Source organism: Lysobacter enzymogenes, assembly GCF_017355525.1.
Taxonomy (GTDB): Bacteria; Pseudomonadota; Gammaproteobacteria; order Xanthomonadales; family Xanthomonadaceae; genus Lysobacter; species Lysobacter enzymogenes_C.
Genome location: NZ_CP067395.1, coordinates 3,354,960 through 3,381,853 on the forward strand (window position 1 = coordinate 3,354,960; position 26,894 = coordinate 3,381,853).

Sequence of the window (26,894 nt, forward strand, 5' to 3'; positions counted from 1 at the left end):
GCTCCTACAGGCAGGTCGCCCGATCGCGTCAGACCGGGGAAGGATTGCGCTCGGCGAAGCCGCTCTGATGCCAATACGGATACGCCTTGTCGCGCGCGCTGGCCGCGTCCAGTTTGGCGACCTGCTCCGCGCTCAGGTTCCAGCCCACCGCGCCGAGGTTCTGCTTGAGCTGCTCCTCGTTGCGCGCGCCGATCACCACCGTCGCCACGGTCGGCCGCTGCAACAGCCAGTTCAACGCGATCTGCGGCACGGTCTTGCCGGTTTCCGCCGCGATTTCGTCGAGCGCATCGACCACGCGGTACAGATACTCCTCGTCCACCGGCGGCCCCTTGTCAGCGGTGACGTGCAGGCGGCTGGTTTCCGGCAGCGCCTGGCCGCGGCGGATCTTGCCGGTCAGCCGGCCCCAGCCCAGCGGGCTCCACACCACCGCGCCGACGCCCTGGTCCAGGCCCAGCGGCATCAGCTCCCATTCGTAGTCGCGGCCGATCAGCGAGTAATAGGCCTGATGGGCGACGTAGCGGCTCCAGCCGTAACGCTCGGCCGTGGCCAGCGACTTCATCAGATGCCAGCCGGAGAAATTCGACACGCCGAGGTAGCGCAGCTTGCCGGCGCGGACCAGATCGTCGAGGGTGGACAGAGTTTCCTCGACCGGCGTGCGCGCATCGAAGCCGTGCAGCTGGAACAGGTCGATGTAGTCGGTGCCCAGCCGCTTGAGCGCGGCGTCGACGCTGCGCAGCAGGTGCTGGCGCGAGGAGCCGACTTCGTTCTCGCCGTCGCCGAAGCGGAAGGTGGCCTTGGTCGAAATCAGATAACCGTCGCGCGCGCGGCCCTTGAGCGCTTCGCCGAGGATCGATTCGGCCGCGCCGTTGGAATAGATGTCGGCGCTGTCGAACAGGTTGACGCCGGCGTCGAGGGCCACGTCGAGCAGGCGGCGCGCCTGCGCCACGTCGGTCTGGCCCCAGGCCTTGAAGAAGTCGCCCTGGCCGCCGAAGGTGCCGGTGCCGAAACTGAGCACCGGCACGCGCAGGCCGGAGCGGCCGAGATAACGGTGGTCCATGCCGCACTCCTGAAATTAGGGGGAGGCGGCCATTGCACGCCATCGCCGGCGCCGGCTCAACCGCGCGGGCGGGACGATGCGTTGTTCTGAGAGGCGGGCGGCGGCGGGAGGACCTTCAGGCCCGACGTTCCTGTTCGGACCGGCGCGGCCGGAACGAAAAATGTCGGGCCCGCAGGCGCCGCCGCGCTCAAGGCCGCGCCGCGACGACGAACTTCACATCCGACGGCGACACCATCGGCAGCATCTGCACCGTTTCGCCGAGCTCGCCGCTGGCCGGATCGCGCGCGATCACCACCAGGTTGCCGCTGTGCTGGTTCGCCACCACCACGAAGCGGCCGTCCGGCGCGAGCGCGAACTCGCGCGGGCCGCGGCCCTCGCTGGCGCGGCGCTGCACCGCACGCAGGCGGCCGTCGCCGGGATCGACCGCGTACACCGCGATGTGGTTGTCTTCGCCGCGATTGCTGACGTAGAGAAACCGCCCGTCGCCGGACAGGTGCAAGGCCGCGGCGGCGTTGCCGTCGCGCCGGCCCGGATCCAGCGCCAGCGTCTGGATCGCGGTCAGCCGGCCGTCGGCGTGATCGAGCGCGACGATTTCGCCGCTCATCTCCAAAGTCAGATACGCATGGCGTCCGTCGGCGGAGAACAGCAGATGGCGCGGCCCGCTCGCCGGCGGCAGATCCAGCCACGGCGTCGGCGCGGCCTGCAGCGGGCGTTCGGCGCTGCGCGCGGGATCGTAGCGATAGGCATACACCTTGTCCGCGCCGAGATCGGCGGCGAACACGTAGCGGCCGTCGGGCGATGGCGTCGCCGCGTGCACGTGCGGGCCGAGCTGGCGCTCGCGATCGGCCTGGCTGGCGCGATGGCCGAGCACCTGCACCGCCGCGCCGAGGCGGCCGTCGGCGCCGACCGGCAACACCGCCAGGCTGCCGCCGGGGCTCTGCGCGCCGGAGTAGTTCGACACGAACAGATAGCGCCCGTCGCGGCTCAGCGCGGCGTGGGCGGGATCGTCGCCGAGCGTGTTGGCCTGCGACAGCCGCTGCGAGCGCTGCGCGCCGCGGCCGAGCGCGAAGCTGCTGGCGCGGCCGACCGGATCGGGCGAGGCCGGGCCGTTCTCGTTGACCGCGAACGCGCGCGCGCCGTCGGGCGACACGGTCAGCCACGACGGGTTATCGGTTTCGATGGTTTCCAGCGGCTGCGGATCGATGCGCCCGCTGGCCGGATCGAAGCGGTAGCGGCCGATGCCCCGGCACTGCGCGCCGGTGTAGCAGCCGACCAGCAGCTCGGTCGTCGCGGAGTCGGCCTGGGTGTGGGCGTGGGCGGAGGTGGCGCTCATGATCAGGCTCCAGGCTAGCAGGGCGGAACGCAGGGGCATCGTCGGCTCCGGTAGGCGCGAAGGCTCGATGCTGCCTTAATCGCGGCGCGCGACCAAGGACGGGGTTTGGCGTTCGGGCGTGTGCAGCGCGATCCGCGACAACAGCGTCGGGCCTGAAGCCCCGCCCGCAAAAGCTCGCGCGCCGGGCCGTTCGCTGTCGTGGGAAGGCCTTCAAGCCCGACGCTTTCGTGCCCGGACGCCGCCACTGCCCGGACCGCGCCGGCGCGGGCTGGGCCGTACCGACCCGCCCGCGTATCCTAGGCGCCGCACCGGTCGCGTCCGCGCCGGCGCGCCATCCACACCGCACGAGCGCCACCATGACCGATACCCCGCCCGACCGCCTCTCCAACGATCCGCGCAGCCCGTTCTACGCCCCGTCCGTGCTCGAACGCGGCATCGGCATCCGCTTCAACGGCGTGGAGCGCAGCAACGTCGAGGAATACTGCATCAGCGAAGGCTGGGTGCGTCTGCCGGTCGGCAAGGCGCTCGACCGCCGCGGCAATCCGATGACGATGAAGCACAAGGGCACGGTCGAGGCCTATTACCTCACCGCCGCGCCGGACGCCGAGTAAGCGCCGCGCGCAAAGCCGGGGCGGCGCGTCACAACGCCCCGGCCTGGATCGTCGAACCTGCAAACGCCCCGCAACCGCGCGGGGTTTTCGACCTCCAGGAGTCCGCCATGTCGCTCGCCCTCAGCCTAATCGTGTTCAAGTTCGTCCTGCTCGCGGGCCTGGCGGCCTGGCTCAGCGTGGTCGCGTTCAACAACCTGCGCGCGTTCGGCAACGGTGCGTTCGCGCTCGGCCAGCTCATGCGCATGGCGCCGCTGCAACAGGCGCCGGCGATCCAGACGCCGCTGCTGGCGCGGCGGGTCGAATCGGTGTTCTGGCACCGCGCGGTGCTGGCGCTGGTGCTCGCCGCCGAACTGGTCAGCGCGGGCCTGCTGTGGTTCGCCGCGGCCGCATTCGCCGGCGCGGCGGCGGAACCGGCGGCGTGGGCCAACCTCGCGCTGGCGGCGTTCATGGCCACCTGCCTGCTGATGTTGCTCGGCGGCAGCTGGTTCGCCTACTACATCCGCCAGGACAACGTGCAGCTGCTGCACTTCGTCCTGATCGGCGTGGCGGTGGCGGCGATGATCGCGGTGAACCTGCGCGCCTGAGCCGCGCTCAGGCCGCGGCGGTCTCGCTCCAACGGCCGAGCAGGCGGCGCATGTCGGCGGCCAGCTCCGGCACCGGCTGCGGCAGCCGCAACGCGGATTCGATCAATACGCAGGCGCCGGCGGTGTCGCCACCGGCCGCGGCGTGCAGCGCGCGGGCGTAGTCGCCCAGCGGCGCCGGCGCGTCCAGCACCGGTTGCAGCCACTCGCTCGCATCGCCTGCGGTGTCGCGCATCAGCAACAACTGGGCCAGCTGAAACCGCGCGACCACGAACTGCGGCACCCGCGCCAGCACCGCGCGCAGGCGCTGTTCGGCGCGCTCGTACAGGCCGAGCTGGGCGTGCTGGATCGCCAGCAGGTACTGCGCGTGCAGATTGTCGGGATCGCATTCCAGCACCTGCTGCAACAGCCGCACGGCCTCGACGTCGCGCGCATCGGCGATGGCGTCGTGGGCGCGCTTGAGCAGCGCGGTCAGTTCGGAATGCGGTTCGGACATACGGCGATCGGGGGCCGGCCGCGCGCTTCCCCCGCGCGGCCTGGTTCAGCGGAATTCAGGGCGCCCATTGTGCCGCGCCGGCGGCCGGGGAAAAACGACTTGCGTCATAACGAAAAGCGAAGACGCGCTGTTGTAGCGTCGTCTCGCTGCCGCGCAAGGACGGCTGCGCTCCCGGCCGGAGGCCGCGGCGCGGCCTGCACGCAGCGGCGGCCACCGCTACCGACGCACAACCGATCATCGGAGGATCACCATGTCGTCGCGTTCCCACACCCCTGCCCGTCCCGTCCGCCGCGCACGCTTCCCGGCATCGCGCGCCCTGCTCGCCGCCGGCTTCACCGCCGCGCTGGTCCTGTCCGGTTGCAACCGCGAGGTCCAGCACTCTGAAGCGCCGGCCGCGGACGCAGCGGCGCCCGCCGAGGCGAAGGTGCTGTACCTGTCGCAGGCGCCCAAGCCCAACACCGAGCATTACGAAACCATCGCGCCGAACCCGATCTACCGTACCGCCGAACAACCGGTGTCGACCTTCTCGATCGACGTGGACACCGGCAGCTACGCCAACGTGCGGCGCATGCTCGCCGCCGGCGAGCTGCCGCCGAAGGACGCGGTGCGGATCGAGGAGTTGCTGAACTACTTCGATTACGGCTACCCGCGCCCCGAGTCCAAGGACGTGCCGTTCAAGGTCAGCACCGAACTCGCGCCGGCGCCGTGGAACGCCAAGCGCGTGCTGTTGCAGATCGGCATCCAGGGTTACGAGGTCGAGCACGAACAGCTGCCGCCGGCCAATCTGGTGCTGCTGGTCGACACGTCCGGTTCGATGGACGAACCCGACAAGCTGCCGCTGCTCAAGCGCGCCTTCGCCCAGCTGTTGCCGCAGCTGCGCGCACAGGACCGCGTCTCCATCGTCGCCTACGCCGGCAGCGCCGGGCTGGTGCTGGCGCCGACGCCGGGCGACCACGGCGGCGAGATCATGGACGCGCTGGAACGCCTGCAAGCCGGCGGTTCGACCAACGGCGGCGAAGGCATCCGCCTGGCCTACGCCACCGCGCGCCAGGCCTACATCGACGGCGGCATCAACCGCGTGCTGCTGGCCACCGACGGCGATTTCAATGTCGGCGTGTCCGACCAGAAGGCCCTGGAAACCCTGGTCGCCGACCAGCGCAAGAGCGGCATCGCCCTGAGCACGCTCGGCTTCGGCAGCGGCAACTACAACGATGCGATGGCCGAACGGCTGGCCGATGTCGGCAACGGCAACCACGCCTACATCGACAGCGCGCTGGAGGCGCAGAAGGTGCTGGTCGAGGAAATGGGCTCGACCCTGTTGACCATCGCCGGCGACGTCAAGGTGCAGGTCGAGTTCAATCCGGCCGTGGTCGCCGAATACCGCCTGATCGGCTACGAGAACCGCCTGCTCAAGCGCGAGGACTTCAACAACGACAAGGTCGATGCCGGCGAGATCGGCGCCGGCCACGACGTCACCGCGCTGTACGAACTGGCGTTGGTCGGTTCCGGCGGCGAGGCCAGCGACCCGCTGCGCTACGCGCAAGGCGAAGCCGCCAAGCCCGCCGCGGGCGTCAAGCCCGACGAACTGGCGCTGCTGAAGCTGCGCTACAAGCGCCCCGGCGAGAACGACAGCCGGCTGATCGAAACCGCGCTGATGCGCCGCGACATCGCCGCCCGCCCGGGCGAGCGCCTGCGCTTCGCCGCGGCGGTGGCCGGCTTCGGCGAACTGCTGCGCGGCGGCGAGCACCTCGGCGGTTTCGGCTGGGATGGCGTGATCGATCTGGCCCGCAGCGCGCGCGGCGACGACCGCAACGGCTATCGCGGCGAGTTCCTGCAACTGGCGCAGACCGCGCGCAGCCTGCAGGCCAAGGCGCCGGCCGGCGCCGAGGCCGCAGCGGGCGGCGCCGAATGACAGGCTGAGCGCCTTGCGCAAAACGCAAACGGCGCGGTCGGGAACGACCGCGCCGTTTTTTGTCGGGTCGGGAACTCCCGCCGCGCTTACGCCACCGCTTCGCGCCGATGGAAGCCCAGCGCGTAGAACAGCACCGTCAGCAGGATCAGGAACGCCGGCCCGATGATCAGCGCCACGCGGGTGTCGGGGAAATACGCCATCAGCCCGATCACCAGCACCAGGAACGCCAGCGCGATCCACGAGCCGACCGGGAACATCGGCGCCTTGAACGCCAGCGCGTCGCGCTCGGCGGCGCTGAGGCGGGCGCGGAACTTCATGTGCGCCACCAGGATCACGCCCCAGGTCCAGATCGCGCCGAAGGTGGCGATCGAGGTCACCCACACGAACACCTTGGCCGGCGCCAGATAGTTCGCCGCCACGCCGAACAGCAGCGCCACCACCGACACCAGGATCGCCGCGCGCGGCACGCCGCCGGGCGAGGTGCGCGCGAACAGCGCCGGCGCCTGCTTCTGCTGGGCCAGGTTGTAGAGCATGCGCCCGGTGCTGAAGATGCCGCCGTTGCACGAGGACAGCGCGGCGGTCAGGACCACGAAGTTGATGATGCCGGCGGCCTCGCGGATGCCCAGGCGCTCGAAGGTCAGCACGAACGGGCTGCCGGTGGTGCCGAGCTCGTTCCACGGGTACAGCGACAGGATCACGAACAGCGCGCCGACGTAGAAGATCACGATCCGCCAGAACACCGAGTTGATCGCATCGGGAATCGACTTGGCCGGGTTGGCCGCCTCGCCTGCGGTCAGGCCGATCATCTCCACGCCGAGATAGGCGAACATCACCATCTGCAACGACATCAGCACGCCCTGCGCGCCATTGGGGAAGAAGCCGCCGTGCGTCCACAGGTTGGAGATGCCGGTGGCCACGCCGCCGTTGCCGAGGCCGAACACGATCATCGCCAGGCCGCCGAGGATCATCGCGACGATGGTCACCACCTTGATCATCGCGAACCAGAATTCGAATTCGCCGTAGGCCTTGACCGTGATCAGGTTGACCGAGCCCATCGCCACCAGCGCGGCCAGCGCCCACGCCCATTGCGGCGAGCCGGGGAACCAGACCTGCATGTACACGCCGACCGCGGTGATCTCGGCGACGCACGTCACCAGCCACAGGAACCAGTAGTTCCAGCCGGTCAGGTAGCCCGACAGCGGGCCGAGGTAATCGCGCGCGTAGCGGCTGAACGAGCCGGCGACCGGGTTGTGCACGGCCATCTCGCCGAGCGCGCGCATGATGATGAAGATCGCGCCGCCGCCGAGCAGGTAGGCCAGCAGGATGCCCGGGCCGGCGAGCTTGATCGCGTTGGCCGAACCGAGGAACAGGCCGACGCCGATCGCGGCGCCCAGCGCCATCAGGCGGATATGCCGCTCGCTGAGGCCGCGGTGAAGTTGCTGGTGGTCGTTGGGCATCCGCACGTGCTCCGGCTGCGGTCCGGCGCGACGACCGCGCTGCGCTCAGCGCGGCCGGGCCGGGACCGGCGCAGCATACTCCGCGGGTTGGGTATACGGCAGGGTTCGGTTGGGACGACGGCGTCGACTGCAGCGAAATTCGCGCCTGCGGCGCTTATCCCCTCACCCTAGCCCCGCCCCGGCCCCGAACGCATAGCGTTCGGGCGTTCGATGCTGCGCGAGCCAATGGCTCGCAAGCGCAGCCCCTCACCCCGCAAGCGGCAGAGGGAACGCATTCGCAGCGGCACTTGAAAGCCCCTCTCCCGCGTGCGGGAGAGGGGTTGGGGTGAGGGCACGCGCCAACCGCCTACGTCGCCGCTCTCAACTCTTGAGCTTGTACCCCGTCCGGAAAATCCACCAAACCACGACCAGGCACAGCACCATGAACCCCGCCGTCATCCCCACGCTGAGCCCGATATCCACATCCGATTTGCCGTAGAAGCTCCAGCGAAACCCGTTGACCAGATACACCACCGGATTGAACAGCGACACCGAGCGCCAGAACGGCGGCAGCATGTCGATCGAGTAAAAGCTGCCGCCGAGGAAGGTCAGCGGCATCACGATCATCATCGGGATCATCTGCAACTTCTCGAACCCGTCCGCCCACACCCCGATGATGAAGCCGAACAGGCTGAAGGTGACCGCGGTCAGAATCAGGAAAGTCACCATCCACAGCGGATGGACGATGTCGAAATCGACGAAGCAGCGCGCGGTGACGAGCATCAGCGTGCCCAGGATCACCGACTTGGTCGCCGCCGCGCCGACATAGCCGCAGATCGTCTCGACGAACGACACCGGCGCCGACAGCAGTTCGTAGATCGTGCCCGACCACTTCGGCAGGTAGATGCCGAACGAGGCGTTGGAGATGCTCTCGGTCAGCAGCGACATCATGATCAGGCCCGGCACGATGAAGGCCGCGTAGCTGATCCCACCGATCTCGACCATGCGCGAACCGATCGCCGAACCGAACACGATGAAGTACAGCGAGGTCGACAGCACCGGCGTGGCGATGGACTGCATCAGGGTGCGGAAGGTGCGGTGCATCTCGAAGAAATAGATCGCCTTGATCGCATGCAGGTTCATGCCCGCGCCTCCGTCGCCGCGCGCGGCTTCTTGACCAGGTTGACGAAAATCTCCTCCAGCGAGCTTTGCGCGGTCTGCAGGTCCTTGAACTCGATCCCCAGCTCGGCCAGCCGCTTGAGCAACGCGGCGATGCCGGTGTCCTCGGCCTGCGCATCGAAGGTGTAGACCAGTTCGTTGCCGTCGCCCGACAGGCTCAAGGCCGCGTCCGCCAGTTCCGCCGGCAACGCCGCCAGCGGCGCCCGCAGTTGCAGGGTCAGTTGCTTCTTGCCGAGCTTGCGCATCAATGTGCGGGTGTCTTCGACCAGCACGATCTCGCCCTTGTCGATCACCCCGACCCGGTCGGCCATCTCCTCGGCCTCCTCGATGTAATGCGTGGTCAGGATGATGGTGACGCCGTTGTCGCGCAGGCGCGAGACCATCGCCCACATCTCGCGGCGCAGTTCCACGTCGACGCCGGCGGTGGGTTCGTCGAGGAACAGGATCCGCGGCTCGTGCGAAAGCGCCTTGGCGATCAGCACGCGCCGCTTCATGCCGCCGGACAGCGCCATGATCTTCTCGCCGCGCTTGTCCCACAGCGCCAGCTCGCGCAGCAGGGTTTCCAGATAGGCCGGATTCGGCGGCTTGCCGAACAGGCCGCGGCTGAAGCGCACCGTGTCCCACACGGTTTCGAACGCATCGGTGTGCAGTTCCTGCGGCACCAGCCCGATCGCCGCGCGCGCGGCGCGGTAGTCGCGCACGATGTCGTGGCCGTCGGCCAGCACCCGGCCCTCGCCGGGGTTGACGATGCCGCAGACGATGCTGATGAGGGTGGTCTTGCCGGCGCCGTTGGGGCCGAGCAGGGCGAAGATCTCGCCGCGGCGGATGTCCAGGTCGATGCGCTTGAGCGCCTGGAAACCGCCGGCGTAGGTCTTGGTCAGGCCCTGGATCGACACGATGGCATCGCCGGCGCGGGACGCCGACGACGGGGAAGCGTTAGGTTCTGGCGGCATGGCGGCTCCGCGATGGCCGCGCGCGGCGCGGCGGTGGCTGTGGCGAAACGCCGGAACGGCGCGTGGGGCGATGGTAACGGCGCGCGCCGCGGCGATGTTGTGCGGACACCGCGCGCCGGCAAAACGAACCGTTCGGAAAACGCTGCGCCGCGACGAGCGGGCGAAACGCCGACAACCGCGAAGCCTCGCCGTCCGCGCCCGACAGCGCGGACGGCGCGCGCTCAGCGCTCGGCCAGATACGCGTCCACGCGCTCGAACGAATCGCTCCAGCCCGGCACGATGCCCTGCTCCTGCGCGCGCTCGCGCTCGTCGCGGTCGGGGAACGCGATCGACACGGTCAGCCGCGTCTCCTCCGGTCCCACTTCGACGAAATCGACCGTCACCTCCGACGGCTGCGGCGCGCGTTCGTCGTCCCAGTCGTCGGTGTAGACCAACCGCTCGGGCGCGACGATCTGCCGGTACAGCCCCTTGATCGGATACTCGGCGCCGTCCGGGCCGACCATGCAGATGCGGAACTGCCCGCCGACCCGCACGTCCATCTGCCGCACCACGCTGCGGAAACCGTGCGGCCCCCACCAGCGGGCGACGTGGACCGGGTCGGTCCAGGCCAGGAACACCAAGTCGCGCGGGGCGTGGATGATGCGTTGCAGAACGATGCTGCGTTCTTCGATGCGGTGGGTCGTGCGCGCGGGCGCTACCGCGAGCGTGCTGGAACCGTCGGACATCATGTCGGAACTCCTGGGAGGAAACGCCGCGCCGCGGCCTCCCGCGCGGGCTCCGGGCCGTGAGCCGGAAACCGAAAGGGAACCGAAGCCGGGCGGCACGGATCGAAAGAGTTGGATCGATCTTATGTAGAGCTGGTTTATGGGTGTCGCAGTAGTTAACCGGTTGGGAAACTAGCGCTGCGGCCACGCTCCGTCAAGGCAACGGCCAAAAGCATGCACGCCGGGATCGCAGGCGGTGAGACCTTACGCCAGCCGCCGCTCACGCGCGCGCCGGCGGCCGTCGCGGCCGCTTCGGACCCGGCGCGGAATGGGCGCCCTGGGCGGCGTCGATCCGATCGATCCAGCCCGCGCGCGAACCCGCGAACGCATCGGCGTAAGGCACGTACGGCTTGATGTCGAGCACCGGCGTGCCGTCGAGCAGGTCGACCCCGCGCAGCACCAGCGCGCGCTCCTCCACCGCCACCAGTTCCACCGCCGACAGCCCGAGCGGATTGGGCCGGTGCGGCGAACGCGTCGCCAGCACCCCGCGCTTGGGCCCGCCGCGCGGCGGTTTGACCTGCGCGTTCCAGCCCTGGCTGCGGTGAAAAGCGAAGATCAGCCAGATCCGCTCGAACCCGGCCAGATCGGCGTAAGCCTCCATCGGCAGGCCGTCGACGAACTCCAGCCGCGCCTCCACCGCGGCGCCGCTTTCGGTGCCGGCCACCACCGTGGACTGGTGCGGCGCGTCGATGCGCTGGGCGTACGGCGAGCGCAGGTAGGCGATGGGGCGGCAGACGAATTCGGCGGACATCGGCAGTGGCGAGCAGGCAAGGACCCATGAGGGGCGAAGAAGGAGCCTCGGCCCCCGACGATTTCGCTCAAGCCGCGCCATCTTCCCACGCCGCCGCCGCCGGAACGACACGCGGCCGCGCCGGCCCGGCCCCGCCGCCGACCTGAATCCGCATGCGTTTTGTCACTGCATCGCCCTGCGCCGATGGCGCTATCCTGCCCGGCGAACGCCCCGCCCCCGCTGCCGAGGTCACGAATGAAGTATTTGGTGATGATCTACAACGACGACGAGTTGATCGAAGCCCTGCCCGACGGCGAGTACGCGACCATGATGCGCGGGTGCATCCAGCACGCCGACGAGATGCGCGCGGAAGGCAAGCTGCTGGATTCGCAGATGCTCGGCCCGCCGGCGAAGGCCACCTCGCTGCGCACCCGCAACGGCCGCACCACCTTCATGGACGGCCCGTTCGCCGAAGCCAAGGAATACCTCGGCGGCTTCAACCTGATCGAGGCCGCGGACATGGACGAGGCCCTGCGCATCGCCGAACAGTTCCCGTGGAGCCGCACCGGCCGGATCGAAGTGCGACCGGTCATGGACTTCGAAGCGGTGCGCAAGCACTTCGACGCGTAAACCGGGTCGCGCGCGCACCGCGCGCAACCCCGCCGGGCCCTCCAGGACGTTGAGGGCAGTCACCCCGCCTCAAGGACGAACCGCATGAACGCACCGCCGTTGTTCACGCCCGCCCGCGCCTGGCCGTTGGCGGCCGCGCTGTTGTTGGGCGCCTGCCAGCCCGCGACCGCGCCGCCCGGCGGCGCCGCGATCGCGGACGCCAAGCCCAAGACCCTCCCGGCCTTCGCCGACGACAAGGCGCTCGGCGCCGTGTTCGCGCGTCGGCGGGCCGCCGCTCGCGCGGACATCGGCTCGGCGGTCGGGCCGGACGACGCGCTCTCGGTGCCCGACGCGCCGATGGCCGCGGAAGCGCCCGCGCCGATGGAGCCGGCGCCCGCCGCCGCCAGCGACGCCATCACCAACGTCCAGACCGCCGGCGTCGACGAAGGCGACATCGTCAAGAAACAAGGCGACCGCCTGATCGTGCTGCGGCGCGGCCGCTTGTTCAGCCTCGACATCGGCGGCGACGGACTGCGCGCGGTGTCGTCGGTGGACGCGTTCGCGCCCGGCAGCGATCCCGACGGCACGTGGTACGACGAAATGCTGGTCGCCGACGGCCAGGTCGTGGTGATCGGCTACAGCTACGCGCGCGGCGGCACCGAGATCGGCCTGTTCGACCTCGGCGCCGACGGCGGCCTGCGCTACCGCGCCACCTACCACCTGCGCAGCAACGACTACTACTCGGCCAGCAACTACGCCAGCCGGCTGATCGGCAAGCAGCTGATCTTCTACTCGCCGATGCACGTCGGCGGCTACGACGAGCAACACCCGGAAGCCTCGCTGCCGGCCTTGCGCCGCTGGCACACCGGCGCGAAACCGGAGGAATTCGAACGCCTGCTGCCGGCGCAGCGCATCTACTACGGGCCCGAGTCGCTCGACGCGCAGGACCCGACCCTGCACACGGTCACGGTCTGCGACCTCGGCGGCGCGCGCATGCAGTGCCGCTCCAGCGCCGCGCTCGGCGAAGCCAACCGCAGCTTCTACGTCGGCCCCGACGCGGTCTATGTATGGACGCTGCGCGCGCAGTACCAGATGCCGGCCAAGGGCGCGCGTCCGCTCGCCACCGTGTTCCGCATGCCGCTCGACGGCAGCGCGCCGAGCGCGCTGCGCGCCGACGGCGCGCCGATCGACCAGATGTCGTTCCTCGAACGCGACGGTTGGCTCAACGTGCTGGTCGCCAGCGGCGGCCACGGCGACGGCATGTGGGACTCGCAAGCGCCGGCCGGCGATCTGGCGCTGCTGCGCGTGCGCCTGGGCGAGTTCGGCGACGGCCAGGGCATCGCCGCCGGCTCGGCCTATCGCGCGCTGCCCGAAGCCCGCGGCCAGGCCGGCGCGCTGCACGCCCGCTACATCGGCGACTGGCTGGTGTTCGGCTTCGGCGACGGCTACTGGGGCAACGACCCGGCGCAACGGCCGCGCGGCGCCTACGCCTTGCGCTACGCCGAGCGCGGGCCGGTCGCGGTGCTGCCGCTGCCGCACGCGGTCGAACGCGTCGATGCGCTCGGCGACCATGCCATCGCGATCGGCCCGACCCTGCCGCCGCCGGCCAAGCAGGTGTCGCTGCCCGAACCGCCGACGGCGGCGAGCGCGAACGCGGACACCGCAGCGGCCGCAGCGCCGGCCGTGCCGCTGGAAGAAATTTCGATTCCGCCGCTGCCGCCGATGCCGGGCCCGGCGGTCGAAACCGACCTGCACTTCACCACCCTGCGCCTGGGCGCCGACGCGCGCGTCGCCGGCGACTACGTGCTGCCGCACGCGGCCCAGGCCGACCAGCGCAGCCACGGCTTCTTCTACCGCCGCGACGACGCCGACCGCGGCACGCTCGGCCTGCCGATCCTCGGCAGCGACGCGCGCGGCCGGCTCAACGCGCGGGTGCTGTATCTGCACAACCAACATCTGGCGCTGAGCCCGGCCGGCGAGCTGGCGTCCAAATCGCCGGCCGGCTCGGACCAGGACGACGGCTGCGTCGCCAGCTGCGTGGACTGGTACGGCAACGCCCGCCCGATCTTCGTCGGCGACCGCGTGTTCGCCCTGCTCGGCTACGAACTGGTCGAAGGCCGCCGCGACCGCGGCCGCATCGTCGAACGGCGCCGGGTCGACTTCACCCCGCGCGTCGCGGTCGCGCGCTGAGGCGAACGCGCTGTCCGCTTCCCGTCTCCCGCCGCGTTGGCGCGGAGACGGGGGGACGCGATGGACCGGATCGAACGACGGCGCGCAGGCGCCGCAATGGCCGCGGCGCTGGCGCTGTTGCTGGCCGCCGCGCCGCCGCCCGCACGAGCGCACGGCGGCGGGCTCGACAAACACGGCTGCCACCACGACCGCAAACGCGGCGGCTACCACTGCCACCGCGCGGCCGCGCCGGCCGCGGCGCTGGGCTCGGCGCCGCAGCGGGCGAATCCCGCGCCGCAACGGCGCGCCGCACGCCCGGCGCCGGGCGCTGCGGCGCTGGATTTCGGCTCGTCCGCCGAAGCCTATTACCCCAATTGCAGCGCCGCCCGCGCTGCCGGCGCGGCGCCGATCCTGCGCGGCGAGCCGGGTTACTCGCGTCGCCTGGACCGCGACGGCGACGGCCGCGCCTGCGAATAGCGCGCGCGAACGGCCGACGGCGGCGTTGCGGCGAGCATCGTGAACTGCCGCCAACGCCGGCCCCGCCGCACTGGCCCGCGGCCCGGCGCAGGCGGAGAATCGGTGCCCTACCCGATCGCGGAGAACGCCATGAAACTGCGGACCGCACTGTTGGCCCTGGCCACCGCCGCCGTCCTGGCGAGCGGCGCCGCCGGCGCCAAGTCCCGTGCCGTCACCGACCCCGAGGCGCCGCGCGCGCTGCCCGAACAGGGCGCCGTCGACGTACGCTGGGACAACCCCGAGCAATTCAGCGAAATCCGCCAGAGCCGCAACCGCTTCGAAGCGCGCCGCGGCAACTGGGTCGAGCAACTCGCCCAGTACGTGCGTAAGCGCACCGAAGCCCAGTTGCAGCCCGGCCAGCGCCTGAGCATCGAGATCACCGACATCAAGCGCGCCGGCGATTACGAGCCCTGGCACGGCCCGCAGTTCGACGACACCCGCTTCATCCGCGACATCTATCCGCCGCGCATGGACCTGAAGTTCACCCTCAGCGACGCCAACGGGCAGGTCATCGAGCAAGGCGAGCGCACCCTGCGCGACATGAGCTTCCTGATGGGGCTCAACCGCACCGCCAGCGCGACCGATCCGCTGCGCTACGAGAAGCGGATGATCGATACCTGGGCTTATCGCGAGTTCAAGGCGGATCAGCGCAGCGCTTCGCGATGACGCGCGAGCGGATCGGAAAGCGCCGGGCCTGAAGGCCCTCCCACAACCAAGGCCCCGCAATGCGGGGCCTTGGTTTTTTTACGATACGGCTTCAGCGCCGGGGCTTTCGAGCCCGCGCGCCTCAGCCGCCGCGCGGCCTCAGGCCTGCGCTTCGCCCTGCATCGCGTTGGGATCCATGTGGAAGATCTCCCAGGTGTTGCCGTCCAGGTCGTCGTAAGCGCGCTGGTACATGAAACCGTAGTCCTTGGGCTCGTGCGCCTTGCCGCCGGCGGCGATGACCTTTTCCAGCAGCGCATCGACCGCCGCGCGGCCGTCGACCGGCAGCGCCACCAGGGTCTGCACCTGGCGCTGCGGGTCGATCAGCTCCTTCTGGGTGAAGGTCTGGAAGAACGGCCGCACCAGCAGCATCGCGAACAGGTTCTCGCCGAGGATCATGCAGGTGGCGTTCTCGTCGGTGAACTGCGGGTTGAAGCTGTAGCCGAGCTGGGTATAGAAGGCGACCGCGCGGTCGAGGTTCTGCACCGGCAGGTTGACGAACAGTTGGGCGTGGGTGGTCATGGCGGGGCTCCGATAAGGGTTGGGTAAAGGGCGGCGGGCGTGAATACGGGTCTGTTCCCGCCTGCTCATGACAACGACGAGCCAGGATCGCAGGAATCGACAAGCCCGACGAAATTATTTTCCGCCGGGCGCCGCGGCCGTCCTGTGCCGATTGCGAACGCTCGGTCAGCCCGGCGCCGGCGTTCGGGTAGCCAGCAATTGCGCCCAGCGCGCCAGCAGCAAGTCGGCATACGGTTCGGCGGCGATCTCGTAGGCGCCGAGCGCATAACCGTCGTTGGCTTCGACCAGCGCCGTGCGGCCGTCGTCGAGCACGCCGAAATCGATGCCGTAGCCGGCCGGCGCCGCGCCGCTGTCGTGGTAGGCGCGCACCGCCTCGGCGACGGTCCGCTCGCACGGGCGCAGCGCCGGGTCGCCGTCGTAATGCGCCAGCGCGACCACCTGCGCGCCGATCACGTAGGCGCGGAACTCCGAACGCCAGCGCACCAGTTGCGAGCACCACACCGATTGCCGGCGCGAGGTGCCGCCGAGGAAATACAGATCGCCGGGATGGCTGAAGACCCGGCCGGTGAAGGTCTTCAACCGCTCGGCCGGCTTCACGAACAACCCGCCCCGGGCCGATTCCGACACCCAGGCCTCGACCGCGCCCAAGCTTTCGCGCCACACCCGCCGCCGCAACCACGGCTGCAGCGCCGCAGGGTAATCGTCCGGCGCCGGCACCGAGATGCCGAGCTGCTTCATCGCGCCTTGCACGCTCGGCGCCGTGCCCATCACGAAACAGGTCTCGTCCAGCGGCAAGGCGCGCCGCTCGATGTGCTTGCGCCGATAAGGCCGGATGTCGAGCCCGCGCCGTTGCAGCGCCTGCGCCGCCAGCCGCTCCTCGTGTTCGAGGGCGGCGCCGCGTTGTTCGAGGTACGCGATGCGGAACATGCAACCATCGCTGGCGTGGACGAAGTCCGCAGTGTAGCCAGCGCACCGCCGCCGCAGAACGCCCGCCCGGGGCTGGCCGCCGCCCCGCGCCCTCGCCGATAATCGCGCCACCCCGCCGCCGCGGCGGGCCCGCGCCAGGAGGCCGGCCGTTGTCCACCCGTTGCCGCAATTGCCAACAGCCCATCGGCCCGGCCGAATGGCGTTGCCCGCATTGCGGCATGCCGCTGCCGGGCGCGGGCAAGTCGCGGACGTGGCGGTTCTGGCGCGACACCCCGCTGGCGCGGCGCATGATCCCGATCATCGCCGCCATCGTCATCACCGTGTTCGTGATGTCGCTGGCCTACGACGACGTAACCAACTACATCGCCGTGCGCGCCAAGGCGCGCAACGACGCCGCCGACAGCCGCGAACTGCTGCTGCGCGAGCAACAGCGCCTCAACCGCCCCGACGGCAGCGAGAACCTCGCCGGCCCGCTGCCCTCGGCCGCGACCGCGCTGCCGCTGGCGCGCACGGCCAAGGCGACGATGGCCGGCATCGCCACGATCATGCGCGAGGTCGGCGACCGCAGCCGCTACCGCCAGGCCCAGGTCGAAGCGCGCATCGACGCCCTGCGCCTGGAAAACCAGCTGCTGCCGGAAACCCTGCTCGGCGCCGAAGGCACCCTGGCCGCGCGCCGCGCCAACCGCGAGTACGTGCAGCTGCTCAACTACTCGCTGTCGGTCAAACGCGCCAGCCAGGTCGACGCTGCCCGGCGCCTGCGCGCGCTGTTCGGCGAAAGCGCCGACGGCCGCGCGATCATGCTCGAATTCGCCCGCAACCTGTCGCGCGAAAGCGAGGAGGACGCGGCGCTGATGAACAACCGCCGCGCCACCATCGACACGATCGAGCGCGTCTACGATCTGGCCGACGCGCAGCGCAAGAACATCGACCTCAACGACGACGGCGCCCTGGTGTTCGCCGATCCCAAGCTCGGCGAGCAATACAACCGGCTGATCGGCGAAATCAACCAGTTGGTCGAGCAACGCCAGAAGATCGAAATCCAGCGGCAGGCGCGCACCCAGGCGGCGCTGGACGAGATCGACAACATCAGGCCCTGAACCTGCGTCCCTGAACATCCGTCCCTGAGCCGGCGGCCGCGAATCGCCGCCGCTTGGCCGCGGCCACGGGCATCGCCGATACTCGCCGCAGGCGCGCCGCGGCAGGGGGCCGCGGCGGCCGCGAAAGGGGAACACAGGATGTTCGGCAACTCCGCACACCACCACCACCGCCGCGCGACGCGGCCGCAAGCGACCGCGCAGCGCGGGCAAGGCCAGATGACCCTGGTCTGGGGCATCGTCGGCGCCACCGTGATCGTCGCCGCCCTGGTCGGCTACGGCGCCTACGTCGGGGTCAAGCGCCACCAAGACACCCAGAAGGAACTGCTCGCCCTGCGCGAAACCGGCAGCGAACTGATCGACCAACAGCGCAAGCTGGTCGACGGCAAGGCCAGCCGCGCCGACGCGCCGGTGCCCAAGGCCGGCGAAACCGTCCCGGCGCGCAACGAAGCCGAGATGCTGCGCGGCTTCAACGCGGCGCTGCGCGAAATCGGCGGGCGCAACCATCGGCAACAGGCGCTCATCGCCGCCGAGGTCAAAGCGCTGAACCTGTCGCGGGTGCTGGCGCCGGAGCAACTGACCAGCGCGCAAGGCCGCCGCGCCGGCCGCGAGACCGCGCAGCGCTATCTGGCGCTGATCGAACGATCCTCCGCCGACGGCGATAAAGCCCGCACCGACCTGCGCGCGCGAGTCGAAATCCTGGTCAGCCGGCTGCCCAACCGCGACGAGTTGATGGCCCAGTACGGCCGCTCCACGACCGGCCGCATCGCGCTGGAAGATCAGCTCATCCGCAACCAGCGCGAGGTCTGCGACCTGATGCTGCAAGCCATCGAACTGATGGAAACCGCGCGCAAGCGGGTGCAGATCCAGAACGGGCAACTGGCGTTCAACCGCCAGAGCGACCTGGATGCCTACAACGGCATCATCGATCGCATCCAGGCCGCCGGCCGCGAGGAAGAACGGCTGGCGCAGCGCGACCGGGCGCTGCTCGATCAGGCGCAGGCGCAGTTCGACAAGGTCAGCAAGATGTGAGCGGCTCGCGGCTCAGGGCGCGGCAGCGACGATCAAGCGCTGTCCGCAGCGCAGGTGGCGGCCGCCGCCCCAACGGTCGCGGTCGCTCAGCGCGAAGCTGATGCCGCAAAACGGGCATCGCAGCAATCCGCTTGCCGGTTGCTCGACCGTCACCGGCGCCACATCGCGCGCAGGCCAGGCGCGCTCGCGCCGCAGCCACTCGATTCGTCCGGCGGCTTCGGCACGAGCGGTGTCCAGATCGCCGAAGCGCGACGAGTTCTGATCGCGACAGCGCCAGCCGCCGTTCTCGTCGGGCTCCAGTTCCCGGTAGCCGTAAGTTCCATCGTCGCGGCGCAGGAATTCGACCCCGGCGCGGCCGCCCGCCGCTTCCACTCGGTCGAGGATCTCCACCGGGCTCACACCTCGCCCGCCATCGCGATCAGCTTGGCCACGGTGTTGAGATTGCGCGCGGTGCCATCCTTGGCCGCAGGCAGCACCAGTTTGGAATCGGCCATGCCGGCGCCGTAATGCACGTAGATCTCGCGCTCGCCGAGCGCGATCTCCTCGTCCTTGCGGTGCCGCACCGCCGCCAGCGCATCGGCCGGCGGCGGCGCGTCGAGGAAGATCAGCACCGCGCGGTTCGGCGCGGCGTCGGCGAAGGGATTGGCGGCCAGCGCGGCCGCCATCTCCTCGGCCGTGCGCACGATCGCGCCGACCGGCTTGCCGGCGTACTCGCGCAACGCGCCTTCCAGCGCCGCCTTGGCCTTGGCCGCGCTCAGCGCGGTGCGGAACAGCACGTTGCCGCTGGCGATGTAGGTGCGCACGTCCTGGAAGCCGAGGCCCTCGCACATCGCGCGCAGGTCGGCCATCGGCAGCTTGCCGGTGCCGCCGACGTTGACGGCGCGCAGCAGGGCGATGTACGTGCGCAGGGCGGGCATGGGCGCGGCTCGGGCGAAGGAAGCGCCATTTCAAGCCAGCGCGCGCAGCTGCGCAAGCGCCATTGGTTCGGGCCGGCCGCGGCACGGTGGCGGCAATCCGCGGGCTTTGGCAGACTCGGCCTCGCAGGCTCACGGACGAATCTCGGGGGAAACGACGATGAAAGCGCTACGCATGTTCGCGGCATTGGCTCTGCTGTCGCTGGCGCCTGCGGCGTTGGCGTGCATCAACACCGTCGGTACCGATCACAGCGGCCGCAAGTTCCATCCGAACTGGTACGTCGGCACCGAGCTGACAGCCAGCATGCGGCCGTACAAAGTCGGGCCCAACAACATTTGGGTCCGCAACGTGATCGAGCGGTCGCGCAAATGGCCGGATTTCGAGAGCCTCAACGATCTGGGCGTCGTCTTGATCCGCCAAGGCAAATACGCGCGCGCCATCGAACACTTCCTTACCGTCGAGCGTATCTTCCCAGGCCACGCACAAACCGCCGCGAACTTGGGCACCGTGCTCGAACTCAGCGGCCACGACCGTGTCGCGCTGCGCTGGATCCGCATCGGCATGCAGCGCGACCCGAACGAGCATTACCGCACCGAATGGCTGCACGCGCGCATTCTCGAAGCGAAAGCCGCGATGGCGGCCGATCCGGACTATCTGAAAGGACGCTCCATCACCGGGGTAAGTTTTTCCGCCGACCTGGTGCCGCCGCTGCCGACGAAACTGCCGGCCGGCAACGACGGCCGCCCCGTCGCGCTATGGCAGCTCAATCACGCGCTCAGCTACCAACTTTCCGAACGCACGAGCTTCGTCGCCGCGCCCGACCCGGTGGTGGCGAACTTGCTGATGGACTGGGCTACGTTGAATCTAGCAGGCGGCCCGGTCGAAAACGCCGCCGCGCTTTACGATCTGGCCGTGCGTTACGGCGCCCCGCGCGATGCGCTGATGGATCGGCGGCAAGCGTATGTCCGCGAGGTGTTGGCCAAAGCGAAGAACGGCCCCGCTCCCCGCGACATCAAGTGCGGGATCTGCCAACCCGCCGATTGAGCGACGCAATGCGACGCCTTACCAGATCAAATCGTCCGACACCTTGAACTCCGCCGCGGACCTAATCCGCCTCCACCACACCCTCGCCGCCGCAGTCCTCGCACAGCTCGAACACCGCCCAGCGCTCGTCGCCGCGTTCGTACTCGCGGCAGACATCGCCGCTGCCGCGGCACGGCAAGCACCAGCGCCATCCGTACAGCGCCTGCGTCGTCAGCGGACGCGCCTTGGCCAGGAACATCCGTTTACGGATCGCGCGCTTGAGCGCCGCCGTATCGGTCATGCGTGTCGGTTCCGCTGAAGCGCTACACCGGTCGGTCGCTCGCCGAACGCAGCGTTATCGAATGGATTCAAGCGTCGCGTCTCGATTCCCAGCGCATGCGCAGCTCCTGGTAAGCCTTCAAGGCCTCGGCGAATCCGGCGCCGTCGTTGGTGGCGAGAAAAACCTTCAGCGCATCGTTGCGCCGCTCCTCGCACACCGCGCGCACCAAGTCCGGCGAAACGTACCGACCCTCGATTACACCGAGATTCGGCACATCCGGTTCCCAATCGCCCCAGTCGAACGTGCGCGACCAGTCGCCCCATCGGCTGCGCTGGTAATTGCAGACCGCCTTCGTCGCATCCAGATGCTCGCAGCCAAGACATTTCCCGGGCACGTAGCCGCCCGCTTGCGTAGCCGTCGCCAGGATCCGCACCGGCGCGCCGGACCCAGGCACCGGACAAGGCCCGTGATCCAACGCGAGATAGCCCGCCACCTGATCGATGGCGCGCGTGCATTCGCCTTCCAACATGAAACCGCAGCGCAGGCACTTCTGCGGAACCGCGCCCTGGGTGGCGAAATGAGCGTACGGCACGGGCTCCACCGGCCCCTGCACCGTGCAACGCGGAAATGCCTTCCACCACATGCGCGTACCCCTACCCGCCCGGGCAGTTACCAGATCAAATCGTCCGGCACCTTGAACTGCGCGTAGTACGCGTCGTCCTCGCTCAATGCCTCGGCCGGCGCAGCCTTCTGCGCGCCGCCATGATCGAGCACCACCGCCGTCGCATCGCGCTCGCGCACCTTCTCGACCGCGGCGCGCGGGATCAGTTCGTAATCCTCGCCATGCCGCACGATCGCCAGCGCGCCGCTGGCCAACTGCGTGCGCAGCGCCGTATCGACATACAAGGTCTTGATCGCCTCGCCATCGTTGAAGCGATACGCGATCTCGCCTTTGCGCTTCACCTTGTTCTGCTCGACGATCTGATGCACCTGCGCGCGCACCTCGTGCGCGTGCGCCTGCGCCTTGCGCGCGGCCTCCAGCGCGCGGTCGCGCTCGACTTTCTCGGCGCGCGCGCGCTCGGCCTCGGCCTGTTCGGCGCTGGGCGCCTGCGGGTTCTTGGACTGGCGCTGTTTGTTCTGCTCGCGCACGGCCTGGGTGGCCTGGGACTTCTTCGCCAGGCCGGCCTTGAGCAGCTGTTCTTGTAGGGGATTTCGCATAGCCCGCAGTCTAGTACGCCGCCCCGGGGCGCCGGAAGCGGGCCGGGCGGTCCCTCAGCCCGGGCCGCGGCCTTTGGGAAACAGTTCGCGCTGCAGCCGGGCCAGGGTCGCGCGCTGGCGGTCCTCGGGCAGCAGGCCGAAGGCCAGGACCATCTGCGCCAGCACGTCGGTGTCGGTGAACAGGTAGGCCATCGGGACCTGCAACTCGTGGGCGATGCGTTGGATCGCGACGATGTCGAGAGTGTCGTCGGGGCGCAGGTAGCGGACGAAGCGGGCCTTGGCGAAGTCGGTGATCGAAGCGGCGTCCATGCTCATGCTCCTCGGCGGTCGCCCAGATCGGGCGCCCTCGATACTTCCATTTTTGCAGTATCAATGTCAAACCCAATTGAGGGGACAATTCGCTGCTGTTTATTCACACTGCGCCGATGGACACTTTCGGCTCAAGGTTACGGTCGCTGCGCGAAGCCCGAGGCTGGACGCAGGAAAAGCTCGGCTTCGAGCTCGACGTCTCGTCGGTCACGATTTCCAAATGGGAAACCGGCAGGATCGAACCGAATCTTGCGCATCTGGAGCAGTTTCTTCGTGTATTCGCGAAGGACGGCGTCAGCCTGGATTGGCTGATCGGCGGCAAAGGCAACGGCTCGGGCCGGAAGACACGCCCCGCCACGGAAAATCCAGCCCGCACGGCCGAAACCGCGGACGAACAAGCGCTGTTGATTCGTTATCGCTTGTTGTCGGCCAAAAAACGCAAATCGTTGCTCGGCCTGATCGAAGACTGAGCCACGCAACGCAACCTCGTCGCGCGCGCCGCTCGCTAGAATCGCGCGCAACGCCGGCGCCTTTCGCGCCCCGGCCGCACCCTCTCTCCCTTGCTTCAAGGAACGACAGCACCTCATGAAGATCGCCCCCTCCCTGCTCGCGCTGGCCCTCGGCCTGTCCGCCCTCGGCGCGCAAGCCGAAGAACCCAAGGCCCGCTTCCGCGTCCACACCGATCCCGCCCGCACCACGCCGGCCACAGCGGCCGCGCCGGCCGCAGCGGCCAAGCCCGCAGCAGCGACGAAGCCGGCCGCGCCGGCGTTGTCCTCGGCCCCGGTCGCCACCGGCAGCGGCGGCGCGCTCGCCCCGTGGCAAGGCGCGGCAGTGTCGGCGCAGTCGGTGCCGGCGGTCTATCTGGTCGAGTGGAAGAAGGCCAAGAACCGCGACCGCTGCGCGCCGCTGGCGCTGCTCGGCGCGGAGAAAGAAGCCGGCATCAAGGTGCGCCGCGCCAGCTTCTCCGACGGCTGGGCCGTGGCCTACGACGCGCCGGACCAGCGCAGCGCGTTCGGCATCGCCGGCACCGGCGTGGACATCGACGGCAAGGGCTACACCTTTCCGAACAATCTGAGCTGGGCCGACGGCAGCAAGATCAGCTACGGGCTGGAAGGCGGCACGGGGCCGGGCTATCTGGGTTATCTGGAAGTCGCCGGGCAGCGCTGCCTGTACAACGTGTGGTCTGCGCGCGGGCAGAAGCATCTGGAATCGCTGTTGCTGTCGCTGCGTAAGGTGCAGACGCCGTAAGCGCGCATGGACGACGACGACGACACCCGCCCGTTGCTCACGCTGATCGCGTGGACGATGTGCGCGCCGGCGCTGCTGCCCTATCTGTTGTTGGTGTTCGAGGCGCTGGCCGAAATCGGCCAGCCCGGATGGTCGCCGCCGGTGTGGCCGCAGGCGCTGCGGACCTACGGCGGCATCGCGGCCGGTTGCGGCGCGTGGGCGATGCTGGCCTGGATGAGTTGGGGCTGGCTGCGCCAGCGTCCGCTGCATTGGGTCTGGCCGCTGTTGAACCTGTCGCTGGGGCTGCTGGCCCTGGCGTCGTTCGGCCGCGGCGCGCCGATCGCCGCGATGTTCGCGTCGTCGGCGATCGCGTTCGCCGGCTACCTGGCGTTCTGGCACGTGGGCGCGAACCTGCGCGCGCGCGCGTCGCGATGAGCGCGCGCAGCGCCGCTCAGTCGGTATCGCCGAGCGCGGCCAGTTCGCCGTCGCTGCGCGCATCGACGCGCGCCCACAGGTAGATCAGCAACCCGCCCAACGCCGTCATCGCGCCGACCACGCCGGTCGAAGTCCAACCGAACCCGGCGTTGATCGCCATGCCGCCGAGCCACGGGCCGAGCGCGTTGGCCATGTTGAACGCCGAGTGGTTCGACGCCGCGGCCAAGGTCTGCGCCGAACGCGCCACGTCCATCAGGTGCGCCTGCAACACGGTGGCCAGCGCGCCCATCGTGCCGACCGCCAGCACCGCCGGCAGCACCGTCCACACCGAGCGCGCGGCCAGCGGGAACAGCAGCAGGATCGCCATCGACCAGACCAGGATCCACGCCGCGGCGCGGAATTGCAGCTTGTCGAACAACCAGCCGCCGCCGAGCGTGCCGAGAATGCCGCCGATGCCGAACGCCATCAGCCCGAACGGAATGAAGGATTCGCGCACGCCGGTGACGTGCACCAGGGTCGGCGCGAGATAGCTGAAGACGCAGAACATGCCCGCGAAGCCGATCGCGCCGATGCCGAGCGCCAGCCACACCGGCTTGCGGTTGAAGTCGCGCAGTTCGCCGAGCACGTCGGGGCGCGGCGCGTGCATGCCGGGCGGCAGCACGCGCGCGGTCATCGCCACCGTCGCCAGCGCGATCAGCGACACCAGCGCGAACGCCCAGCGCCAGCCGACGGTTTGGCCGAGCCACGTGGCCAGCGGGTTGCCGACCAGCAAAGCGACCGACAGGCCCAGCATCACCCGGCCGACCGCGAGGCCGCGTTGCTCGGGCGGGGTAATGCGCACGGCCACGAGTGCGGCGATGCCGAAGTACGCGCCGTGCGGCAAGCCGGCGACGAAGCGCGCGAGCGCCAACGTGTAGTAGCCCGGCGCCAATGCGCTGGCCAGATTGCCGACCGCGTAGAAACCCATCAGCGCCAGCAGCAGGCTGCGCCGCGGCATCTTCGCGCCGAGGATCGCCAGCGCCGGCGCGCCGACCACCACGCCGAGCGCGTAGGCGCTGATGACATGGCCGACCTGCGGCTCGTCGACGCCCATCGCGCGGGCGATTTCGGTGATGAGCCCCATCACCACGAACTCGCTGGTGCCGATGGCGAAGCCGCCCATGGCCAGGGCGAACAGGATCAGGCCGACCTGGCGCGGGGACAGGACGGGGGCGGGCGCGGCGGCGCCCGGGGCGGGGGTGGTGGAGGTCATGGGCGGATTATTGTGCATTGCAGCATCGGACGCCATGACGAGATCGGCCGGGAAGGTTCAGCGCCCGCCCGAGTCAGCGGGCGAACAACTCGGCGTTGAACACAACCAAATGCGGCGAATCGTCGAAGCCTTGCTGCCGGTCGGACAAGTGCTCGTGGCTATAAGTCGACCCCATGCGCTCCATGGTATCGGCCGCATTGTTGAAGAAAGCGGCGATACGGCGCAGTTCGGCCGGGGTCACCATCAGGGTGATCTCGGCGAGTTCGATATGACGAATCTCTTCGATGGGCAGGCCTTCGTCGCTGTAACCGCTGATTTTCATGATTTTGACTGTTCTTCGATCACCGCATTCTGGCATGAGCGGCCGTAACCATTGTCGTACCCGAAGCCTCGCCGGCGGTAAGCTCCGCCCCATGCGCCTCCTCCTGCTAGAAGACCAGACCGACCTGCGCGAAGCCGTCGCCGGGCGCCTGCGCGCCAGCGGGCATGCGGTGGACGAAGCCTGCGACCTCGCAGAGGCCGAGTCGTTCGTGCAGTCGTACGCGTACGGCGCGTTCGTGTTCGACCGCACCCTGCCCCGACGGCGATTCGCTGGGTGAGCTGCAAGCCTGGCGCGCACGCGGCATCGCTACGCCGGCGTTGTTCCTGACCGCGCGCGATGCGGTCGCCGACCGCATCGACGGGTTCGCCGGCACGGCCTTGCTGCGGCCTATCGGGCCAGCAGATCGGCGTTGAAGACGACGAGTTGCGACGAATCGTCGAAGCCCGGCTGGCGGTCGCACAGGTGTTCGTGGCCGTAGTCCGGGCCCCTGCGCTGCATTTCGTCGGCGGCGGAGGCGAGGAACGCGGCGATCCGGCGCAGTTCGGCGGGGGTGGCGATCAAGGTGACTTCGGCCATCGCCAACAGGCGCGACTCGGTTTCTTCGGTGCTGTAGCCGCTGATGTTCATGGCGGATCGCTCTGTGGCTGTTCCGGCCCGGTGCGCACGAGGGCGCGCTCGCGCAGGAGCTTCAGCAGATCTTCCAGGAAGTGGAAAGGCGAAGGCAGCAACACAGCCTGTCGCGGATCGTCCTGCACCACGACCTGCGTCTCGAGCCCATGCTTGGCGAGGCTGTCGCGGGCGTTACGCAGCGTGCGGCCGTTGCCGGTGAGCCAGTCGCGGTTGGGTTCGTTCAACAGCCAGCGCGCCTCGACCAGCGAGCAGGACAGGCGTTGGTGCAGATGGACGATGGCGCGCTTGTCGCCGGGTTCGTAACTCGGCCGCAGCACGTAGTGGCCGCCGGCCGCGTCGTCCAGGTCGTAGAGGTCGCGGATGCTTTGTTCCCAGGTTTCGTAACTGGGCGTCGCGGTGAGGCGCCCGGTAGCGATGTTCACCAGATACGCGCCGACGCCGACCAGGCAACGGTCCCAGCGGCCATTCACCACGTATTCGTACGAATTGGCGTGGATCACCCAGTACTGGCCGCGCGGATCGAGCCGACACTCGCTGATGGCGCCGGGTTCGTCGGCGAACCTCGCCAAGACCAAGTCGCAGGCTTCCTGCCGGGTCGTCATGTGAACGCTCCTTTCGGCGTTTCGCGTCGGTGCCAGCCGCCGGCGCTGCGGAATCGGG

General features: G+C 69.5%; 34 protein-coding genes. 14 read left to right on the forward strand and 20 right to left on the reverse strand.

Annotated features, from left to right (window positions below; genetic code table 11):
* Positions 1-28: 28 nt before the first annotated feature.
* Together JHW38_RS14045 and JHW38_RS14050 are read right to left on the reverse strand one after the other, a co-directional pair.
* Positions 29-1,057: an aldo/keto reductase gene (locus JHW38_RS14045; protein ID WP_207521945.1), complete on the reverse strand. Its 1,029-nt coding sequence runs from the start codon at positions 1,055-1,057 to the stop codon at positions 29-31.
* 187 nt (positions 1,058-1,244) lie between these two features.
* Positions 1,245-2,429 carry a lactonase family protein gene (locus JHW38_RS14050; RefSeq protein WP_242690941.1) on the reverse strand — a complete coding sequence of 395 codons (1,185 nt, stop codon included), beginning with the start codon at positions 2,427-2,429 and terminating at the stop codon, positions 1,245-1,247.
* Positions 2,430-2,746: 317 nt separating this feature from the next.
* On the opposite strand from JHW38_RS14050, the gene JHW38_RS14055 reads away from it, so the two are divergent.
* A complete protein-coding gene (locus JHW38_RS14055) occupies positions 2,747-3,001 on the forward strand; it encodes a DUF3297 family protein (RefSeq protein WP_207521947.1) in 255 nt (84 codons plus the stop codon).
* Between the two features lie 107 nt (positions 3,002-3,108).
* Complete coding sequence (locus JHW38_RS14060; protein ID WP_207521949.1) at positions 3,109-3,585, forward strand: DUF2165 family protein; 477 nt, start codon at positions 3,109-3,111, stop codon at positions 3,583-3,585.
* 7 nt (positions 3,586-3,592) lie between these two features.
* Here JHW38_RS14060 and JHW38_RS14065 read toward each other — a convergent pair whose 3' ends face one another.
* A complete protein-coding gene (locus JHW38_RS14065) occupies positions 3,593-4,078 on the reverse strand; it encodes a tetratricopeptide repeat protein (RefSeq protein WP_207521951.1) in 486 nt (161 codons plus the stop codon).
* A gap of 250 nt (positions 4,079-4,328) precedes the next feature.
* On the opposite strand from JHW38_RS14065, the gene JHW38_RS14070 reads away from it, so the two are divergent.
* Entirely contained in the window at positions 4,329-5,990 is a 1,662-nt protein-coding gene (locus JHW38_RS14070) for a vWA domain-containing protein (protein ID WP_207521952.1), read from the forward strand.
* Positions 5,991-6,076: 86 nt separating this feature from the next.
* Here the strand turns inward: JHW38_RS14070 and JHW38_RS14075 are convergent, their stop codons facing one another.
* From JHW38_RS14075 to tsaA, 5 genes are all read right to left on the reverse strand, one after another.
* The gene (locus tag JHW38_RS14075) at positions 6,077-7,447 is read right to left on the reverse strand and encodes an amino acid permease (RefSeq protein ID WP_207521953.1); all 1,371 of its coding nucleotides are present in this window, start codon (positions 7,445-7,447) and stop codon (positions 6,077-6,079) included.
* 360 nt (positions 7,448-7,807) lie between these two features.
* Complete coding sequence (locus JHW38_RS14080; protein WP_207521955.1) at positions 7,808-8,569, reverse strand: ABC transporter permease; 762 nt, start codon at positions 8,567-8,569, stop codon at positions 7,808-7,810.
* The gene (locus tag JHW38_RS14085; RefSeq protein WP_207521956.1) at positions 8,566-9,558 is read right to left on the reverse strand and encodes an ABC transporter ATP-binding protein; all 993 of its coding nucleotides are present in this window, start codon (positions 9,556-9,558) and stop codon (positions 8,566-8,568) included. Before JHW38_RS14085 ends, JHW38_RS14080 begins: the two co-directional genes overlap by 4 nt.
* A 221-nt stretch (positions 9,559-9,779) precedes the next feature.
* Complete coding sequence (locus JHW38_RS14090) at positions 9,780-10,286, reverse strand: SRPBCC domain-containing protein (protein ID WP_207521958.1); 507 nt, start codon at positions 10,284-10,286, stop codon at positions 9,780-9,782.
* A 256-nt stretch (positions 10,287-10,542) separates the two neighbouring features.
* Entirely contained in the window at positions 10,543-11,073 is a 531-nt protein-coding gene (tsaA, locus tag JHW38_RS14095) for a tRNA (N6-threonylcarbamoyladenosine(37)-N6)-methyltransferase TrmO (protein WP_207521959.1), read from the reverse strand.
* A 234-nt stretch (positions 11,074-11,307) separates the two neighbouring features.
* On the opposite strand from tsaA, the gene JHW38_RS14100 reads away from it, so the two are divergent.
* The 4 genes from JHW38_RS14100 to JHW38_RS14115 all read left to right on the forward strand — a co-directional run bounded on the left by JHW38_RS14100 (position 11,308) and on the right by JHW38_RS14115 (position 15,012).
* A complete protein-coding gene (locus tag JHW38_RS14100) occupies positions 11,308-11,682 on the forward strand; it encodes a YciI family protein (RefSeq protein ID WP_207521961.1) in 375 nt (124 codons plus the stop codon).
* An 84-nt stretch (positions 11,683-11,766) separates the two neighbouring features.
* Positions 11,767-13,851, forward strand: a complete 2,085-nt coding sequence (locus JHW38_RS14105) for a beta-propeller domain-containing protein (RefSeq protein WP_207521962.1) — start codon at positions 11,767-11,769, stop codon at positions 13,849-13,851.
* Positions 13,852-13,947: 96 nt separating this feature from the next.
* On the forward strand, positions 13,948-14,307 hold the full coding sequence (locus JHW38_RS14110; RefSeq protein WP_207521964.1) for an excalibur calcium-binding domain-containing protein: 360 nt from the start codon (positions 13,948-13,950) through the stop codon (positions 14,305-14,307).
* 129 nt (positions 14,308-14,436) lie between these two features.
* Positions 14,437-15,012 (forward strand): DUF3016 domain-containing protein, encoded by a 576-nt coding sequence (locus JHW38_RS14115; protein ID WP_207521966.1) that lies wholly within the window; start codon positions 14,437-14,439, stop codon positions 15,010-15,012.
* Positions 15,013-15,150: 138 nt separating this feature from the next.
* Here the strand turns inward: JHW38_RS14115 and JHW38_RS14120 are convergent, their stop codons facing one another.
* Together JHW38_RS14120 and JHW38_RS14125 are read right to left on the reverse strand one after the other, a co-directional pair.
* A complete protein-coding gene (locus JHW38_RS14120) occupies positions 15,151-15,570 on the reverse strand; it encodes a VOC family protein (RefSeq protein WP_207521968.1) in 420 nt (139 codons plus the stop codon).
* 165 nt (positions 15,571-15,735) lie between these two features.
* Positions 15,736-16,497 (reverse strand): ATP-grasp domain-containing protein, encoded by a 762-nt coding sequence (locus JHW38_RS14125; protein ID WP_207521969.1) that lies wholly within the window; start codon positions 16,495-16,497, stop codon positions 15,736-15,738.
* Between the two features lie 149 nt (positions 16,498-16,646).
* Here JHW38_RS14125 and JHW38_RS14130 point away from each other — a divergent pair, with 149 nt between their 5' ends.
* Both JHW38_RS14130 and JHW38_RS14135 read left to right on the forward strand, forming a co-directional pair.
* On the forward strand, positions 16,647-17,594 hold the full coding sequence (locus JHW38_RS14130) for a hypothetical protein (protein ID WP_207521971.1): 948 nt from the start codon (positions 16,647-16,649) through the stop codon (positions 17,592-17,594).
* Between the two features lie 138 nt (positions 17,595-17,732).
* Complete coding sequence (locus JHW38_RS14135; protein WP_207521972.1) at positions 17,733-18,623, forward strand: hypothetical protein; 891 nt, start codon at positions 17,733-17,735, stop codon at positions 18,621-18,623.
* Positions 18,624-18,635: 12 nt separating this feature from the next.
* Here JHW38_RS14135 and JHW38_RS14140 read toward each other — a convergent pair whose 3' ends face one another.
* Together JHW38_RS14140 and JHW38_RS14145 are read right to left on the reverse strand one after the other, a co-directional pair.
* Positions 18,636-19,013, reverse strand: coding sequence for a hypothetical protein (locus JHW38_RS14140; protein WP_207521973.1), 378 nt, complete (start codon positions 19,011-19,013; stop codon positions 18,636-18,638).
* A gap of 5 nt (positions 19,014-19,018) precedes the next feature.
* A complete protein-coding gene (locus tag JHW38_RS14145) occupies positions 19,019-19,531 on the reverse strand; it encodes a DUF1697 domain-containing protein (RefSeq protein ID WP_207526370.1) in 513 nt (170 codons plus the stop codon).
* 166 nt (positions 19,532-19,697) lie between these two features.
* Here JHW38_RS14145 and JHW38_RS14150 point away from each other — a divergent pair, with 166 nt between their 5' ends.
* Complete coding sequence (locus JHW38_RS14150) at positions 19,698-20,582, forward strand: tetratricopeptide repeat protein (RefSeq protein ID WP_207521974.1); 885 nt, start codon at positions 19,698-19,700, stop codon at positions 20,580-20,582.
* Positions 20,583-20,643: 61 nt separating this feature from the next.
* On the opposite strand, the gene JHW38_RS14155 is transcribed toward JHW38_RS14150, so the two are convergent.
* The 4 genes from JHW38_RS14155 to JHW38_RS14170 form a co-directional block, all read right to left on the reverse strand.
* Positions 20,644-20,862, reverse strand: coding sequence for a hypothetical protein (locus JHW38_RS14155; RefSeq protein ID WP_207521975.1), 219 nt, complete (start codon positions 20,860-20,862; stop codon positions 20,644-20,646).
* Between the two features lie 67 nt (positions 20,863-20,929).
* Positions 20,930-21,484 carry a hypothetical protein gene (locus JHW38_RS14160; RefSeq protein ID WP_207521976.1) on the reverse strand — a complete coding sequence of 185 codons (555 nt, stop codon included), beginning with the start codon at positions 21,482-21,484 and terminating at the stop codon, positions 20,930-20,932.
* A gap of 26 nt (positions 21,485-21,510) precedes the next feature.
* A complete protein-coding gene (locus tag JHW38_RS14165; protein WP_207521977.1) occupies positions 21,511-22,059 on the reverse strand; it encodes a DUF2058 domain-containing protein in 549 nt (182 codons plus the stop codon).
* Positions 22,060-22,113: 54 nt separating this feature from the next.
* Positions 22,114-22,368, reverse strand: a complete 255-nt coding sequence (locus JHW38_RS14170) for a hypothetical protein (RefSeq protein WP_207521979.1) — start codon at positions 22,366-22,368, stop codon at positions 22,114-22,116.
* 116 nt (positions 22,369-22,484) lie between these two features.
* Here JHW38_RS14170 and JHW38_RS14175 point away from each other — a divergent pair, with 116 nt between their 5' ends.
* From JHW38_RS14175 to JHW38_RS14185, 3 genes are all read left to right on the forward strand, one after another.
* Positions 22,485-22,838: a helix-turn-helix domain-containing protein gene (locus tag JHW38_RS14175; RefSeq protein ID WP_207521980.1), complete on the forward strand. Its 354-nt coding sequence runs from the start codon at positions 22,485-22,487 to the stop codon at positions 22,836-22,838.
* Between the two features lie 115 nt (positions 22,839-22,953).
* A complete protein-coding gene (locus JHW38_RS14180; RefSeq protein WP_207521982.1) occupies positions 22,954-23,616 on the forward strand; it encodes a hypothetical protein in 663 nt (220 codons plus the stop codon).
* 6 nt (positions 23,617-23,622) lie between these two features.
* A complete protein-coding gene (locus tag JHW38_RS14185) occupies positions 23,623-24,030 on the forward strand; it encodes a hypothetical protein (protein ID WP_207521983.1) in 408 nt (135 codons plus the stop codon).
* A gap of 16 nt (positions 24,031-24,046) precedes the next feature.
* On the opposite strand, the gene JHW38_RS14190 is transcribed toward JHW38_RS14185, so the two are convergent.
* Positions 24,047-25,282, reverse strand: coding sequence for an MFS transporter (locus tag JHW38_RS14190; protein WP_207521985.1), 1,236 nt, complete (start codon positions 25,280-25,282; stop codon positions 24,047-24,049).
* 73 nt (positions 25,283-25,355) lie between these two features.
* Positions 25,356-25,604: a hypothetical protein gene (locus JHW38_RS14195; RefSeq protein WP_207521987.1), complete on the reverse strand. Its 249-nt coding sequence runs from the start codon at positions 25,602-25,604 to the stop codon at positions 25,356-25,358.
* 91 nt (positions 25,605-25,695) lie between these two features.
* On the opposite strand from JHW38_RS14195, the gene JHW38_RS14200 reads away from it, so the two are divergent.
* Entirely contained in the window at positions 25,696-25,881 is a 186-nt protein-coding gene (locus JHW38_RS14200) for a hypothetical protein (RefSeq protein WP_207521989.1), read from the forward strand.
* Positions 25,882-25,991: 110 nt separating this feature from the next.
* Here JHW38_RS14200 and JHW38_RS14205 read toward each other — a convergent pair whose 3' ends face one another.
* Positions 25,992-26,231 carry an Imm32 family immunity protein gene (locus JHW38_RS14205; RefSeq protein ID WP_207521990.1) on the reverse strand — a complete coding sequence of 80 codons (240 nt, stop codon included), beginning with the start codon at positions 26,229-26,231 and terminating at the stop codon, positions 25,992-25,994.
* A complete protein-coding gene (locus tag JHW38_RS14210; RefSeq protein ID WP_207521991.1) occupies positions 26,228-26,836 on the reverse strand; it encodes a hypothetical protein in 609 nt (202 codons plus the stop codon). The genes JHW38_RS14205 and JHW38_RS14210 overlap by 4 nt, the downstream gene beginning before the upstream one ends.
* Positions 26,837-26,894 lie beyond the last annotated feature (58 nt).